The sequence below is a fragment of the Caballeronia sp. SL1002 genome (assembly GCF_057814995.1).
Window position 1 is genome coordinate 143088 of record NZ_JBYMUW010000001.1, and the last position, 15038, is coordinate 158125.

At 59.5% G+C, this 15038-nt stretch carries 12 protein-coding genes and 1 pseudogene; 3 read left to right on the forward strand and 10 right to left on the reverse strand.

Annotation, left to right across the window (positions count from 1 at the left end; all coding sequences use genetic code 11):
• Positions 1-122: 122 nt before the first annotated feature.
• Both AC3D25_RS00710 and AC3D25_RS00715 read right to left on the reverse strand, forming a co-directional pair.
• On the reverse strand, positions 123-1979 hold the full coding sequence (locus AC3D25_RS00710; protein ID WP_488886609.1) for a UvrD-helicase domain-containing protein: 1857 nt from the start codon (positions 1977-1979) through the stop codon (positions 123-125).
• A complete protein-coding gene (locus AC3D25_RS00715) occupies positions 1976-3835 on the reverse strand; it encodes an ATP-dependent nuclease (RefSeq protein WP_488886610.1) in 1860 nt (619 codons plus the stop codon). The genes AC3D25_RS00710 and AC3D25_RS00715 overlap by 4 nt, the downstream gene beginning before the upstream one ends.
• Positions 3836-4670: 835 nt before the next feature.
• Here AC3D25_RS00715 and AC3D25_RS00720 point away from each other — a divergent pair.
• Positions 4671-5084 carry a hypothetical protein gene (locus AC3D25_RS00720; protein ID WP_488886611.1) on the forward strand — a complete coding sequence of 138 codons (414 nt, stop codon included), beginning with the start codon at positions 4671-4673 and terminating at the stop codon, positions 5082-5084.
• A 306-nt stretch (positions 5085-5390) separates the two neighbouring features.
• On the opposite strand, the gene AC3D25_RS00725 is transcribed toward AC3D25_RS00720, so the two are convergent.
• The 3 genes from AC3D25_RS00725 to AC3D25_RS00735 form a co-directional block, all read right to left on the reverse strand.
• Positions 5391-7295, reverse strand: a complete 1905-nt coding sequence (locus tag AC3D25_RS00725; RefSeq protein ID WP_488886612.1) for a tannase/feruloyl esterase family alpha/beta hydrolase — start codon at positions 7293-7295, stop codon at positions 5391-5393.
• 219 nt (positions 7296-7514) lie between these two features.
• On the reverse strand, positions 7515-8351 hold the full coding sequence (locus AC3D25_RS00730; RefSeq protein ID WP_488886613.1) for an alpha/beta fold hydrolase: 837 nt from the start codon (positions 8349-8351) through the stop codon (positions 7515-7517).
• A 198-nt stretch (positions 8352-8549) separates the two neighbouring features.
• On the reverse strand, positions 8550-9491 hold the full coding sequence (locus tag AC3D25_RS00735) for a LysR family transcriptional regulator (protein ID WP_488886614.1): 942 nt from the start codon (positions 9489-9491) through the stop codon (positions 8550-8552).
• 113 nt (positions 9492-9604) lie between these two features.
• Here AC3D25_RS00735 and AC3D25_RS00740 point away from each other — a divergent pair, with 113 nt between their 5' ends.
• Positions 9605-10357, forward strand: coding sequence for an SDR family NAD(P)-dependent oxidoreductase (locus tag AC3D25_RS00740; protein ID WP_488886615.1), 753 nt, complete (start codon positions 9605-9607; stop codon positions 10355-10357).
• A 61-nt stretch (positions 10358-10418) separates the two neighbouring features.
• A complete protein-coding gene (locus tag AC3D25_RS00745; RefSeq protein ID WP_488886616.1) occupies positions 10419-11159 on the forward strand; it encodes a pirin family protein in 741 nt (246 codons plus the stop codon).
• Positions 11160-11322: 163 nt separating this feature from the next.
• Here AC3D25_RS00745 and AC3D25_RS00750 read toward each other — a convergent pair.
• The 5 genes and pseudogenes from AC3D25_RS00750 to AC3D25_RS00770 form a co-directional block, all read right to left on the reverse strand.
• Positions 11323-12754 (reverse strand): annotated as a pseudogene (locus tag AC3D25_RS00750) (IS1182 family transposase).
• Between the two features lie 88 nt (positions 12755-12842).
• Positions 12843-13724, reverse strand: a complete 882-nt coding sequence (locus tag AC3D25_RS00755) for a tyrosine-type recombinase/integrase (RefSeq protein ID WP_488886617.1) — start codon at positions 13722-13724, stop codon at positions 12843-12845.
• A 50-nt stretch (positions 13725-13774) separates the two neighbouring features.
• Positions 13775-14374, reverse strand: coding sequence for a nucleoside 2-deoxyribosyltransferase (locus AC3D25_RS00760; protein WP_488886618.1), 600 nt, complete (start codon positions 14372-14374; stop codon positions 13775-13777).
• Between the two features lie 256 nt (positions 14375-14630).
• Positions 14631-14855, reverse strand: coding sequence for a DUF3717 domain-containing protein (locus tag AC3D25_RS00765; RefSeq protein ID WP_488886619.1), 225 nt, complete (start codon positions 14853-14855; stop codon positions 14631-14633).
• Positions 14852-15013: a hypothetical protein gene (locus AC3D25_RS00770; protein ID WP_488886620.1), complete on the reverse strand. Its 162-nt coding sequence runs from the start codon at positions 15011-15013 to the stop codon at positions 14852-14854. The genes AC3D25_RS00765 and AC3D25_RS00770 overlap by 4 nt, the downstream gene beginning before the upstream one ends.
• Between the last annotated feature and the right edge of the window lie 25 nt (positions 15014-15038).

Here is a 15038-nt window from a genome sequence, read left to right on the forward strand (position 1 = left end):
CACGACAAGAGTCGGTTTCGTCAGCCGTCCATCTCATGGTTGACGGTCGACAACGGAGGCGTTTGGTTCAATGTCCACGGTCAGTGAGTATCCGGACTGTTTCAAGGCGCCGCTTTCCCTCTTCAGAAACTGACGTCGGACACAGAGGCTGGATCATGTGTTTGAGTTTCGCTCGACATGACGGGCGTTGTGCCGACGACGGACACGATCCCTACATGCGTACTAACCTCGGCCTTAGATCTCGGGATCGGCGCCCCGGCGATGCCCACTTCTTTGAAACCCTTGGCGAGCAGCGTTGGCCTTAGTTCCCTCAAGGCACTGTGCGGCACAGCGACCCACAGCAGATCTCGGGCCCGGGTCGTCGCAACGTAACCAATTCGACCAACCTCCGTGCTGACACCGTCTAACAGTGCCTGCGCATGCTCCTTTAGGGTTATGTACAGCACGGCGTCTAGGCTTTCTCCCTTGGCTTTGTGAACGGTGTCGATCCGCAACGTCGCGACGCTGCTGTGTGTGAGGTCCTCAGCGCTTGCGAGCGGAGCGTTCGGCAGAGCCTTCTTAGACAGCTTGCGGCCGATGTTGTCGGTCGGCTTAAGGCCGAACTTTGAATCCAGGCTGGTCAGCAAGACCTTGATGCGGGCCAGCAGCAACGAGTGCCACTGGGTGTCGGCGACCAGCGACGAGGAGGGGAGGCCAGTGGTTGCGTGGCGCGTAAATGCCCAGAGTGCCTTGCGGAGTTCTCGGTCCACCGCATGACTGGAAGGTTGCGTGATTTGACTTACCAGTCCATGGGGCGGATTGTCCAGCAGCGCTACCACAGCGATCGTTACGCGCTGAAACGCCTTCAGGAAGTCCTTTCGCCGGTCACGCAACACGGCAGCAGCTGCGAAAGCCTTGACCAAGCCTTGGCCGGCCGGCGCTTCGTCACCACGTAACGTATCAGCGAGACCTCTTCCCCTGCAGAGGACGGCTGAGTGCGTGATGTCCGCGCCAAGGGCAGACATCGCGCCCTGAAAAGCGGTGAGGAGTTGTGGGTGCTCGTGCCGCTTGTAGCCGATGAAGAAGGCGCCATGCGGCGTGCTGGGCGCAGCTCGGTCCGCGACATCGCTACGTCCGCACAGACCGTTGGCAAGATCAACGATGCTGGGGGCCGACCGGAAGTTCCGTTGAAGTGAGTATTGCTTGACGCCGGTCCGTTGGTGGTAATCGGCCAGGAATTTACCGTCGGCGCCCGCGAACTCGTAGATGCCTTGGTTGGGATCACCGATAAGCGTCACGTATGAGCCGGCGCCGATGAGTAGCTCGAGGATGGCCTGGTGCACCGATCCGATGTCCTGCGCCTCGTCGATCAGAATGTGTGGGTATCTGCGTACTAAGGCGGCGAGGAACTCGGGCCGATCTTTCAGCGCCCGGTATGCCCAATACCGTCCCAGGTCATGCGTGTAGGCGCCGGTACTGCCCAACTTCGAAATCAAGTTGCGCGCCGTTGCCGTGTCCACCAATTCGACCTGGTCGTTATAGACGTGGAAGAACACCTCGTCGCCGTCCACGAATGCCAAGCGCAACGCCGTGATCGGCTGAGGAAAGGAGGAGGTCGAAAACCTGAACCCCTCTAGGAAGGATTCGCTGCCCGTCACTAAGAATGCCCCCCGCGCGGACTTCATAGTCCGATGGCCGTGAGCGCGGATGATGTTGGCAGTGATGAAGCCGTCCAATGTGTCGATGTCGACCCTCGACCGGCCTGCGCTCGACGGAAGTCCGCTCGCAAAGTCGTCATAGGTTTTACGGAAGGTATCGACGGCGACGTTGGAGAAAGAGAGCAGCGCCACGCGGCCGCGGGCCTCGCCGAGATTGCAGCGCATTCGCACGAGGCGGTGCACGGCCGTCTTGGTCTTACCGCTGCCGGCGCAGGCGATGACGCACAGCGGTACCATCGGCGCGTCGACGACCTCCTGCTGCTCTGGCGTAAGCTCGCTCACGGCCTCGGGACCTCCGAAATTTTGCAAGCGTGCTGAATGGCCGCCCGGATGTAGGACGGCACGGTGAAGGCCACCTCGTCATCCGAAATGACCTGGGCCAGCGCTTGGGCGAAGCTGCCTTTCTGAACGTTGTTCTTCGGGCGTTCGAACATACCGCAGAAAAGTGCCTTAGCCTTGGCCGCGTCGCCAACTTCTGCATCGACGGTGACTGTCAGCGACTTTGCGATTCTTGGATGCAACTCGGCCAACGCCTTGAGCATGGCCGGGCGATTGTCCGGCTCCAGCGCTAGGTCGTACTCGAACGTCTTGAGGCCGTGGAACACCCTCACATGCACGTCCTCACGGTCCTTCATCTTGGCGGTATTGGGCGACACAGTGACGACGTCGCCGGGCGCCGGATACACCGGCTCCGGATCATCGTCCTCGCTTTCGTCTACCGACTCGTCGGTTGCCGCGCCGACGGATGCGGCGGTCGGCCATGACGGTTGCGTGTCCGCCACGGCCACCTCTCCCGCCGCGACGGGTAATCCAGCCTCAGGCGGCACCGGGTCGGCGTCGGTGAGAATCGCCACCGGAATTTTCAGCGCGTCGTCTCCAAAGAGGGGAAGAAACGAGTCGAAGTTCAGACCCTCAACGCTGATCAGGCTCACTCCGTGTTGGCGCAGGTCGCAGCCGATGCGCTGCGCCAGCGCGTTCACCATCATCAGCTCCGCCGCGCCCTCAACGAAGATCACGCGGCGAGCAAAGAAGAGTTCGGCACGCGTGACGTCGAGGTAGCGCTCCAGCTTCTCGCGCTTACCCTTCTCGAAGACGACATTGCGCGGGAGGAAGGTCTCGACTGCAACACCTGTGTCGACTAGGCATACTAGGCTGTTCAGGTCGGCGATGCTGGCGAAATTCGGCGAATGGCTCGTCACAAAGAGCTGGACGGGCTTCTCGCCTTCGACAGCCTGGATGGACTGCAGGTATTGCAACAGCACGGCCTGGAGTTGGGGATGAAGATGCGCCTCGGGCTCCTCGACGATCAGACCCCGATAGCAAGAGTCCGGGTTCTTGGTCAGCTCGCTCAGCACGACTGCCATATAGATCAGGTTATTGAAGCCTACCCCGTTCTGCTCAATCTCGAAGGCATCCACCAAAAGCGACAGCCGGGACTTCAGGCTCTTAAAGTCGCTGGCGCTCAGGCCGACCTCCAGCAGCTGCGCGAGTTGCGGTCCCAGCATAGTCTTGTGCCGGGTGTTGATGGCGTGATGCGTGTTGAGGATGGGGAGGTGCGCCTTCAGTTTGCCGTCGAGTTCCTGGAGCGCCTTGTTAATGCCATCTATACCTGTCTCGTCCGCCAGTAACTGTAGCAGTCGCGCGAGCTGGCTGGTTCTCCCCGGCCTCAGGCTTTGCGAGGCGTCGCGAAGTGGCGGCAGGTATACGCCCCGAAGGTTTTCCATCATGTCGGCCGTCAGGCCGACGTCTTCGTGCTCACCGCACCACCGCGTGGCGCGCAGGCGGCCAGCCTTGTCGGCGTCCGCGTAGCGAATTTTGATATGTGCTTCCAAGCGGCCGGCCGTGCCGGGCACCAGCGCGGCTAGAAAGTCCGCTTCGTCGTCAAGGCTGAGCCCGCTGAACACGTACTCCAACAGGATGTCGCCGGAGGGCGTACCACCGGGGGGACGGTGCACATCTTCTTCGCCGAGGCGCGGATAAGGTTCGTCATGCCCGGCCAGCAGCGCGCGCAAGGCGTCGACCACTGCTGTCTTACCGACGTTGTTTCCGCCGACCAAGACGTTTAGGCCGGCTTGGAAGGCCAGCTCCGCGCATTTCAGCTTGCGAAAATTCTTGATGACCAGTTTAGATAAATGCATTTTCTCTCCCCTCGTCGTGAATCTCATCTGACAGGCCGTCACCGGCCGCCGAGCTCAAACTTCTTTTCTCTGGTTCTTCACGACAATCGCTACATTCCCTCGCGGTCTTTCGAACGGATTCGCTACGGAAGTTTTGCTTACTGCGGATGTCTTCCAGCGCTGCAACTATCTCTAAGCTCCCAAGTGTGAGCATTCGCGGTGGGAGCAATGACCTCATTTTCCGTGTGAAATGCTTTTTGCCATTCTCTCAATGACGTTTACGGCGAACGCGTAAAATCCTTGAGCGGCAATGCAGCCGCTTATGTCCAGGCGAGAGGCACGGAAAGGGGATTGTCCGACCTGAAGTTGTCTCGGCAGGACGAACGGCCATGTCATCAGCGAATCCAATTGTCCGCACACAGCAACTGAAATCGGAGCTGGCTCGTCCGACGTGTGGTTGGGCCCCTCTGCCGAGTGGCGGTTCTTCACTGTTTAGCAGGCGCTCGCCCATAGGGTTCGAGGGCCACTCATGGCCGGTTTCCGGAGTTCACCGTTCGAATAACCGATCGAGCGCTGCGTCCGCGCGGCGAACGTCCGTGTCCGACCCACAGCGGACCGTCAACTCACCCGATAGCGGCCATTGGAGTGGCGGTTCGCTGATGAAGCGATAATAGGCGGGAACCGCAGTAATCGGGGGTGCCATGCAATTCGAGATAGCTGAGAGAACGATGTGGGAACTCGTGCGAACCTATACAGGCCGAGTCGGCTACCAGCGCGGCACGAAGTCGAAAGGCCTATTGGCTGACCGCCGGTCATCGACTGCTCGGGATGGACCAGATTGCTCCTCACAAAGGCAATGCAAGAAGAAAATCAAGCCGCGGGCCGCGCGGTATTTGGTTCTGATGACATCGATGCCCTACATGGCTGGTCGGATCGGATCATCCAGGAAATCGAGACCCGGACAGGCTTTGTCCTCGAAGGGAGCGATATCACGGAATCCAGTCTTCCGCGCTACGCCACGATCGGGCTGAAAATTGGAGAGCCCTCATGGGCGGAAAACCATCCTCGTATTCGCGGGATTACCCACATTGTTCAGGTCGTGCGACGCCCTGAAGATAGTGCGCCGTTTGTTTCGGAGTCGTTCGGCGGCGCAGACAAGCACGGCGTTAGTCTGACGTCGCTTAAAGAATGGCTCGCGCAGTCACGGCCCCATCTCCGGGCAGGCGAAATGTGGGCCGTTGATCCGTTCGGGCTGGCTTCAAAGAATTAAACACCGCTCCGAACTTCCCTTCACGACCGTTGAGTGCCTGATGCGACTTGAATACCGATTCAGCGACTGCCTGCGTTCGCGCTTCGGATGGAGGCGACCCATTGCTGCCGTCCCGGACCGGCGCCCTAATGGCTCTTTTGCCATCATCTGTCGATCGGTGTGCCTCACGCCAAGTCAGCCTGGCAAACCGAATCCAACAGCAATTCAATTCGGTTGCCGGATGGTCGCTCCGCTGAGATGCAGTAGCGTGCTCAAGGCTACCATTTCGCCGAAATGCGCATCGAGCCAGGCATGCATGTTGAAGGCTCAGTCGGCGAGTTGCGCGAGCTTGCCACTGCGCACTCCATATTGTTTCTGGAAGCCAGGGCGAAACATGAACGCGCCGTACCAATCGATGGTCGCCGGTTCCGGAACCGGGCTCGGCGCAGGACCATAACTTGTCGCCAGCTTCGAATCACCGCTGTCGAGGTGATGTGCGATCAGCGGGAACGGATAGATCGGACGGCTAGCGAGCACAGGCTGATTCGGTATCGCAACGGGCGGCAGGTTCGAATGCATGCCCATGGCACCGCCGCGTCCGTCGCTGCCGCCTTGGGGGCCGTTTGCAGGCGGTGAGCCGCTTGCGGGCCTGGCTGCGTTCATCCAGGGAAACGCACGGCTGATGACGCGATCCGCAACCAGTTGCAACGGCGCTTGCTTGTGTTCGACCCATGCCATCAGTGGCGTCAGGGTATCGACCTGAGCAAAGCCATTGCCGCCGCCGCAATGGCCGACGCCAGGGAGCATGAACAGCCGCAGGAATTGATCGGTGGCGGTCACGCCTATTTGCTGTTGTACGGCGCGATAGTACGCGACGGATGTCATCGGTGGGATGGAGAAATCAGCCCAGCCATGCCACATAACCAGCTTGCCGCCGTGCGCCGCGAATGCGCGGAGGTCGGGGTTGGTGGCATCGTTCAAGGGGTGCAGTTGCTGCATACGGGCGAACTGCGCAGTCGTGAACGGGAACGACGCCGGGTCCGACACCTTCGACGTCGCCGCTTCGTTTACTACCGGCACCATGCCGCCGAACAGTTGCGCGGACATTATCCTGTCGCCCTCTGCGCGCGGAATGAATGCCGTCCACATCGACTCCGAACCTGGCTCCAGACCGCCGGGCAGAAAGCGATGGCCTTCGGCATCCGTCGGGCCGTCGTAGATCTTCCGAACAACAGACCATTCTTGCGGCGTCAGGCATGTGGAAAAATCGGATGCGCCGGCCTTGCATACGACCCATGCCGGTTCGACGTGACACGTGCGAGGATCGCTCAGCAGACCGTCCTTGACGCCATCCAGTTCGTCGCAATGCGCAATGACTGCATCGTGCAGGACAGACAGCTTGCTGGCGAGGAGAATCGGCTTGCCGTCGCTGCCTCGATTGGCTGCGATCGTCCATGCATGGAAGAACGAATTCTGGATCTCAAACAGCATGGCGGGCGCGCCGGCAGAAATCCCGTCGAAGTCATCGGGATAACGCTGCGCTTCCATTAGCGCTTCGCGACCACCGTCGGAACAGCCGGAGAAATAGGCATAGCGCGGCGGGACGCCGTAGAACGCACGAATCAGCGCTTTCGAGGCCAGCGCAGTCAGGTGATTCGCGCGATATGCGAAGTCGATACGTTTTTGCGGATCGCTCGCGAATGCGCCTTCGTTCGCGCTGCCCATGCCGCCGGAATGGCCCATGTCCGTCGCGGCGACGGCAAACTCACCATCGAGCGCGGGCCTGCATTCGCCGGCGTTGCCGATGGTCGCGTTGATAATCCCGCACAAGCCGCCGCAGCCCGTTTGCAGCAGGCGTTGCGTCCATTTCGATGCAGGCAGGTCGAGTTTGAAGCCGATCGCCGGCGCGATCGTACCGCTTACTTCGCAAAACTCGCCGTTTGCAGTCGATATGCGTCTAGTAGCGAGATTGACCGCCGCGCCGACGACATCATGCAGCGGCGTATCGGCGAGCTCGTCGCAGCTTTGCACGGGCACTATCACGGGCAGTGTCGCACCGGGATCGGCGTGAGCGATGCCCGATATCATTGAGAAGAAAACAAAGGACAATATCGATAGGAATTTCATGAATGGAAGAGCACGTTGCGGAGTTTCGATAAGCAAGACACATTCTCGCCGCAACTTGGGGCAGGCCTTACTCGCGATCAACAAATCAGATGGGATCAGAAGCAATTGGCATTGGCTTCTTGCCGCAAGGAAAGACAGGCGTAATCCGGTCCAGAATCGCTAGAGTAATGTCGCGCGAACATCGGGCCAAACCGCGCTTGCCAGCGGCATCGCTTGTTCGAAACCGCGATTGTCAATGATCTAGCCCGTTACGTTGATCGTCCGCTGATGGCCGACTTCGGAAGGCAGCCCGCTTCACGACCGTGCTGTGAAGCGGGCATCGGCTTACGCCCGCACGAAAGCAAGCAGATCCGCGTTCAACACGTCCGCGTTGACGGTCAGCATACCGTGCGAATAGCCGGGATATGTCTTGAGAGTGCCGTTCTTAAGTAACTCAATCGACTTCTTCGCCGAATCACCGATTGGCACGATCTGGTCGTCCTCACCGTGCAAAACGAGCGTGGGTATGATGATGGCGCGAAGATCTTCTGTCTGGTCCGTTTCGGAAAAGGCCTTGATGCCTTCGTAATGTGCCTTTGCACTACCCATCATGCCTTGTCGCCACCAATTTTGAATGACGCCTTGGTGGACCGTCGCATCAGGGCGGTTAAAACCGTAGAACGGACCCGACGGTACGTCTAAAAAGAACTGCGCACGGTTGTCCGCGAGTGCTTTGCGGAACCCGTCGAAGACCTCGATCGGCAGACCTTCCGGATTCGCATCCGTCTTTACCATGAGCGGCGGCACGGCGCTCACCAGCACCGCTTTCGCCACGCGACCAGCAGGCTGGCCATGTTTAGCCACATAACGCGCGACTTCGCCGCCACCCGTCGAGTGGCCGATGTGCACCGCATTGCGAAGGTCGAGCGCCTCGGCCACGGCAAACGCATCCGCGGCGTAGTGGTCCATATCATGCCCCTCAGAGACTTGCGACGAACGACCGTGCCCGCGTCGGTCGTGAGCGATTACACGAAAACCCTTTTGAACGAAAAACAGCATTTGCACATCCCAGTCGTCGGACGACAACGGCCAGCCATGGTGGAAGACAATGGGCTGCGCGTCTTTCGGGCCCCAGTCCTTGTAGAAAATCTCGACGTTGTCGTTCGTGGTGATGTAGGGCATGGTCATTTCCTTCTTGAGTTGTTAGTGGCAATGTCCGGCTGTCTTGAACCCGGCGTCTGTCTTCGTAGCCCAGTCTGCGATCTTGGCAGTTGGCGCAGCGCTTTTACCTACGTGCGAAGCATACGAAAACGCGCAACGCCAAAAAATAGCTGCTTCTGCAAACCATCGTTGCAGCCGTGCAATATAAGAGACCAAAAATCATTCGGCCGACGCCGGCGGGCTTGCCCTCGTACCCAGCCACACCGGTTCGGAGAGATGCTGTGCAAAGTAGTCCGAGAGCGCCGTGACTTTCGCCGGACGCGAGCGCGCCGACGGCGTCACGAAGTAGAGGCCGCCTTTTGTCAGATGCCAGTCCGTCAGAATCGATTCCAGCCGCCCGTCTGCCAGATACTCCCCGGCGATGAACTCGGGCAACTCCGAAATCGCCAGCCCTTCCAGCAAGGCGGGCAACAGCGCATCGGAATTCGTCACCCGCAGCGGACCTACTGGCGTAACGGGTTCCTCCTCGCCTGCATCGTTGACGAAACGCCAGACATCGCTGCGCGCACGGTACGCGTAAGACAAACATGGCCTGTCGATGAGATCGCGAGGATGCGCGGGACGACCGTGCTGCTCGAGGTACTTCGGTGATGCGACGAGCAGTTGAGAGACCGGGCACAGGCGCTTCACCACGAGCGATGAATCCGGCAACGCCGCGATTCTCAGCGCCGCATCGAAACCTTGCGCCACGATGTCGATCGTCGCGTCCGATAGATGCAAGTCGATCGACACCTCGGGATAGGCCTTGAAGAAGCCCGGCAAGAGCGGCGCGACCCAGCGCAGGCCGAACGACATCGGCACGGCCAGACGCACGAGACCACGTGGCAGAACCGACAACTCGCGCGCGGCGTTTTCTGCCTCTTCTGCTTGCCGGTAGATGTCCCCGGCCTTCTCTGCGATCGTTCCGCCGAACTCCGTGAGCGCTAGCTGGCGCGACGTCCGATTGAAGAGCCTCGCGCCAAGCCGCTCTTCGAGTCTCGCCACGCCGCGCGAGACTGTGGCGACCGACACACCCATCGCACGTGCTGCCGCGGCAAACGATCCCTCTTCCGCCACTTTGGCGAACATCGCCAGCCCTTCGAAATCCGGAAACTTCGTCATTTCAGTTTTGCAATGATAGTTTGCAGACGATTTTATTTCGAAAAGGTCGATGCGTCGATATTCTTCCCACATCGCTTCACGACTCATCAACCGACCAAACAAGGAGAAACACCATGGCACGTAAGCTCGAAGGAAAGATCGCTCTCGTCACCGGCGCCACCAGCGGCATCGGCCTCGCAACGGCCAAGCGCTTCGCGGCGGAAGGCGCGCACGTGTACATCACCGGCCGCCGTCAGGCTGAACTCGATGCAGCCATCCTGGAAGTCGGCAATGCGACGGGCGTACGCGTCGATTCGTCGAAACTCGACCAACTCGACGCACTGTATGAGCAGATCCGCAGCGAGAAGGGTCGCCTCGATGTGCTGTTCGCCAATGCTGGCGGCGGCTCGATGGTGCCGCTTGGCGAAATCACCGAAGCGCACTATCACGACACTTTCGATCGCAACGTGAAGGGCACGTTGTTCACGGTTCAGAAGGCATTGCCGCTGCTGTCGCGGGGCGCATCAGTGATCCTCGCCGGCTCGACTGTGACCATCGAAGGAACGGCCGCCTTCAGCGTCTATTCCGCCTCGAAGGCCGCTATTCGCAACTTTGCACGTAGCTGGATTCTCGATCTGAAGGACCGCGGCGTCCGCGTCAACACGATCAGCCCCGGCGCGACGAAGACGCCTGGCCTTGTCGAGCTTGCCGGACCGGACGCCACGCAGCAGCAAGGTCTGCTGGATTATCTGGCGTCGCGCATTCCGATGGGCCGTGTCGGCGATCCCAACGAAATCGCTTCGGCAGCGCTCTTCTTGGCATCCGACGACGCGAGCTTCGTGAACGGCGCCGAGTTGTTCGTCGACGGCGGTCAGGCTCAAGTCTGAGCCTGCTGCTCGGGATGGCAGCGCCAGGCTGCGCTGCCTCATTCGGCACATGGAGATCGAAATGATCGAGCATCGCCCATTTGAGACGCTCGGCCGCATCGAGCGCGACTGGCTTCAAGCGAGGCTGCATTTTCGCTTCGGCGAGATCGGTCAGCCCGAACATGCACCGTTAGGCCCGCTCTACGTCTGGAACGATGACACGTTCGCGGCGCAGTCGGGCTTTGGCATGCACGCGCACGAGAACGTAGAGATCGTCACCTTCGTGCGCTCGGGCGCCATCACACACGAAGACTGCTTCGGCAACACAGGCCGCATCGAAGCAGGCAATGTGCAGGTGATGAGCGCTGGCATTGGCATTCGACATGCCGAGCGCAACATGGGAGATGAGCCGACGCAGTTGTTTCAGATCTGGCTGACACCGCGCACGCTAGACGGTGAGCCACGTTGGGCGCAACGTTGTTTCGATATGGATCGACATGTCGAAGGCTTCGATGTCTCTGCGAGCGGCACGTCAGCGGACATTGACGCCGGCGCCCTGCCTATAGATGTTGATGCCCGTCTCTTGGTTGCAAACATGCATGCCGGGCAATGCCTTGATTACACGTTGTCCGAGGGTGCGATAGCTTATCTTGTACCCACGGCAGCCGACATTCGAGTGAACGACGTCCGTCTCACCGCCCGCGATGGAGCGGCAGTGATCAACGAGTCTGCTCTGTCGATCACTGCATTCGGAGATACATGGGTTGTCCTTCTCGAGACTGTTCTATCCTCGAAAGCGGCCGTTCGAGTGGCCGCGCCGTGACTTTGGCAAGCGGCAGAAACTGGCCCAGACTGTGTCAAAACGGCTGGCCAGTGGGAATTGACGAAACCTGTCTCGGCGCAGGTCGCGGCTTTTCGATTGCGGCAACTCGAACTTCAAATCGCAGCCGAACACATCGCAAAGGCTCAACGACCCCATGCGGGTCTCAGGCCCGCATCGCCGTCATCGTCGTTTCTGAACCCAGCAGCTTGATTACTCGCTTCATGTTGTACGCGAGCACGTGCAAGCTCATCTCCGTGCTCACGCGCTCGATGGTCCGTGTCAGGAAATGAGTGGCGCCCATCCATGCCTTGATTGTGCCAAAGGGATGCTCGACAGTCTGTCGCAGGATGCGCATCATCTCAGGGGCATGATCAAGTCGCGCCTGCATCCCATCAAGAACAGCTTCGTGTTCCCAGCGTGTGACGCGGCGTTGAGGACCTGGCGTGCATTCGTGTTTTAGCGAACATTGCTGGCAATTCGAACTCCAGTACTTACTGATCTTCAGACCACGCTCAACAGTTGAGAATCGCCAGATGAGCCGCTCGCCTGCCGGGCACCGATATTCGTTCGTCTGTGCGTTGTAAATGAAGTCATCCTTACCGAAGCGGCCGTTAGCCGTTGCGCTCGACGTCACCGACTTCGGAACGAACACGCTAATTCCGGCCTCATGGCATGCAAGTATCTCCTCGCTCTTGTAGTAGCCCCGATCCGCAACTGCGGTGAGCTTGTCGACGGCCATCTCTGTACGGGCAAGCTTCGCCATCGACGTCAACTGATCACGATAGATACCATCATTGGTAACGACGTGCGCGACGATCAGGTTGGTGCTTCGTGTCGACCGCAGTCTGGACGTTGTAGCCGACGACTCCCGTTCCTCGTGTCTTCATCGAACGGGCATCCGGATCCGTGAGTGATACCTGTTTGTCAGGTGCCGCGTTGAGTTGGACTTCGATCTCCTTGAGGCCTCGCATCTGTTCCTGCAAGGCGGCAATCTTGTCCTGCAGTCGCTCTGTTCGGACCTTTGCGATTGCAGGCTCCTGACGATCCGCTGTGTCCATCGCCTCGAGATAGCGGGCGATACTTGACTCGATATCGCGCATGCGTCGTTCAGGCTTCGCGCTCGTGAAGTTACGGTCGCGGTGGTTTACCGCCTTGAACTTACTGCCGTCAATCGCAACGATCGCTTCGGCGAAAAGGTCCAGACGCTGGCACAGCACGACGAACTGACGGCAGACATTACGGATCGCTTTGCCGTTGTCTTTACGGAACCGCGCAATGGTCTTGAAGTCCGGTGCCAGGCGGCCCGTGAGCCACATCAGTTCGACGTTGCGCTGGGCCTCTCGTTCAAGGCGGCGGCTCGACTGGATACGATTCAGGTAACCGTAGATATAGATCTTGAGCATCACCTCGGGGCGATACGACGGCCGACCAGTCAACGCCGGTTCGACGCCTTCAAAGCCAAGCTTATGAAGATCAAGCTCATCGACAAAGACATCAACTACGCGCACGGGATTTGTGTCGGTCACGTAGTCATCGAGCGCTTCAGGGAGGAGAAAGCTTTGCGTACGATTGTCGCCTTGAACGAACCGCTTCATCTTTCTCATCCCTCGCTATCGGATGGCAAATCTTAGCGCTCCAAAAAGCGTTTTGACACAGTCTGGGCCGAAGGCGGACGTGATCGTCTCATGTTGAACTGACGTCGATCGTCTGCCGCAAGCGAGTGGCTGTACGGTGACTCGACAAGCCAAGCAGGTTGCTAACTTGTTCGTTGGTCTTTCCCGTATTGAGGTGCCGGCGAGCATACGTGTTAAGCAGCAATCGTGGACTTTCGTCGGCGGCCGAGATATTGGCGCTGTGAAGCGCCGCTCGGACGCAGATTCCCAGCGTGTCAGGCTTCATCGGTTTCCCGCCAGCGGTCGCTACAAAAAGCCAGTTCGTCGGACATTGCATTTCTTGCCGGGCGCTGTGAAACGCGCGCAGTGTTGCTCCCGCGAAGTCGTCGATCGGAACCCTGCGCGCTATGCGCGGCCCATGCTTCGGCACGTATATGGTCGGGCGGTCGTCGCCGACATCGAGGTCATCGACCTGCGCGGTTCGGAGTTCGGCCGCCGTAATGCCTGACGCCAGAAAGAGGGCGACGATCGCGGCGTTTCGCAGCGCCTTGAACGACTCGTACTCGATTGCGCGCAACGAGTCCTGCAGGCGCAAGTCGTCGGCCTCGGACAGATACATCGGTATCGGTTCATCCTCCGGCCAGCTTTCTCGCACCAGCATCTGCTCGGCGGGATTGTCCTTCCGCAGATTTAGCGCGATCAAATGTCGCGTGAGTCGATCGATCAACTTGAGGTAGCGCAAGCGGGTCGTCGTTCCAGTCGCCCAGTCTCGTCCCGACGTTGCGAAGAAGCCCTCGACGTGGGTGGCCACGGTCAACCGGTGGGCGATCAGGTAATCGTCGCAGTGCTGGATGACAGACTGATCTGAAAATGCGCGCCGATCCGCACCCGTAGCTTCGACGCGTTGCCATTGGAAGTAGGCGTCCTCGGGGGCAGTAAGCCAGAGGTCCAATCCACTAAAACTCGATATACTGAAATCGCGCATCCCCTATCCCCACGAAGCTACCGCTTCGCCAAATCTGTCACCAAAGAGGCGGGGCCTCTAGACGCCCACTCGGCCTTGATCGCATCAAGGCATTCAGCTGGACCGCCGAAAATAAGCTTGGTCGAAGCAGAAATCATCAGGTTCACACTCGCGCCGAAGTCTTCGATCTTATATCCGCCGGCGCAAAGCGAAGGCTGCCCGATCGCCGACGGCTGCCGCGGAACGCGCTCGATCAACGGTTCAGCGCTCGACCGATAGCCAAATACCGGCTTTCCAAGCGCGGCGGCGAAGCCTATTTCGAAGGCGGTACCGCTGTCCGGTTCACCGGGACCACGAAAATCATTGATGTTTGCCATGACGAGATCGGCCGACCGGATCGCCTCGACGTTAGCGCGGTAGATCCAATGAGCCGCGTCTTCGCGCCGGAGCGAAGCGGGCACGTCACCATCAAGCGGATAGAGACCAACGAAACCGCGTTCCCGACAGAGCTGCTTCAGCTGCTCGCCGTGCTCATTTGCGTCGAGCCGAAACACGTCGAAGCCTGCGAGGTAGATCCGCGGTTCGCGTGCGGCGCGTTCGATAGGCAGAGGCGAGGGCGCGAATCTCCCTTCGCGCACGCTTTTTAATCCGCGCGACCTGACGCCGTGCAGCGAGGACGCTCTTTCCCAACCGTGCCGCGACTTCCTCAATCGAATACCCACAATCGAGTTGCTCTAATAGTTTCGCCTGTGATTGAGTCGGCCGCCGCATCTGTTTTTAATTCCTTTTCGGTTAAATGCCCCTTCGACGGGCAGCGAGCAACTCCATTGTGCCGGGGAAACGCGTGTGTCAAGGCCAGCGGCCGTCCACTCACCATCGCCCGGGCGCGGGATGTTAGAGCGGCAGCTCACCTTGCGAGAGCGCGAGGTTAAGCGCTTCGTTTTGCTCCGGCGATAGGCCCCGGGCATCGACGCTTCCCGCGCCTTCGAAAATCAGCTTCCCGTACACATTTGCGAGAACACGCGCACGAGGACAGAGCGCTGCGTCCTCGCCTGCGTGTTGCCGTGTGCGCCAATAGTTGATTGCTTCCTCGACTTGGTGGTTTTCGTAGCGACTCATGTTCTTGCCTTGGAGGATCTCGCGGCTTTCTCGCCGGGCGCCTCGCGGATCAGCTTGTGCAGCTTCGCGCGGCTGAACTCAGGATCGCGCCATTTGGCATCGATCGCCATTTGCACCACTTCGTCCGAGCAGACGACGAGCATGGATATTTCTCCCATTCCGAAAAGTCGGCTGAGTTCGTTA

Coding starts and splice junctions, on each gene's coding strand:
- AC3D25_RS00730 (WP_488886613.1), bottom strand. CDS start 8,351: ATGCCCTACATCACCACGAACGACAACGTCGAGATTTTCTACAAGGAC.
- AC3D25_RS00745 (WP_488886616.1), top strand. CDS start 10,419: ATGATCGAGCATCGCCCATTTGAGACGCTCGGCCGCATCGAGCGCGAC.
- AC3D25_RS00735 (WP_488886614.1), bottom strand. CDS start 9,491: ATGACGAAGTTTCCGGATTTCGAAGGGCTGGCGATGTTCGCCAAAGTG.
- AC3D25_RS00715 (WP_488886610.1), bottom strand. CDS start 3,835: ATGCATTTATCTAAACTGGTCATCAAGAATTTTCGCAAGCTGAAATGC.
- AC3D25_RS00720 (WP_488886611.1), top strand. CDS start 4,671: ATGCAAGAAGAAAATCAAGCCGCGGGCCGCGCGGTATTTGGTTCTGAT.
- AC3D25_RS00740 (WP_488886615.1), top strand. CDS start 9,605: ATGGCACGTAAGCTCGAAGGAAAGATCGCTCTCGTCACCGGCGCCACC.
- AC3D25_RS00770 (WP_488886620.1), bottom strand. CDS start 15,013: ATGGGAGAAATATCCATGCTCGTCGTCTGCTCGGACGAAGTGGTGCAA.
- AC3D25_RS00765 (WP_488886619.1), bottom strand. CDS start 14,855: ATGAGTCGCTACGAAAACCACCAAGTCGAGGAAGCAATCAACTATTGG.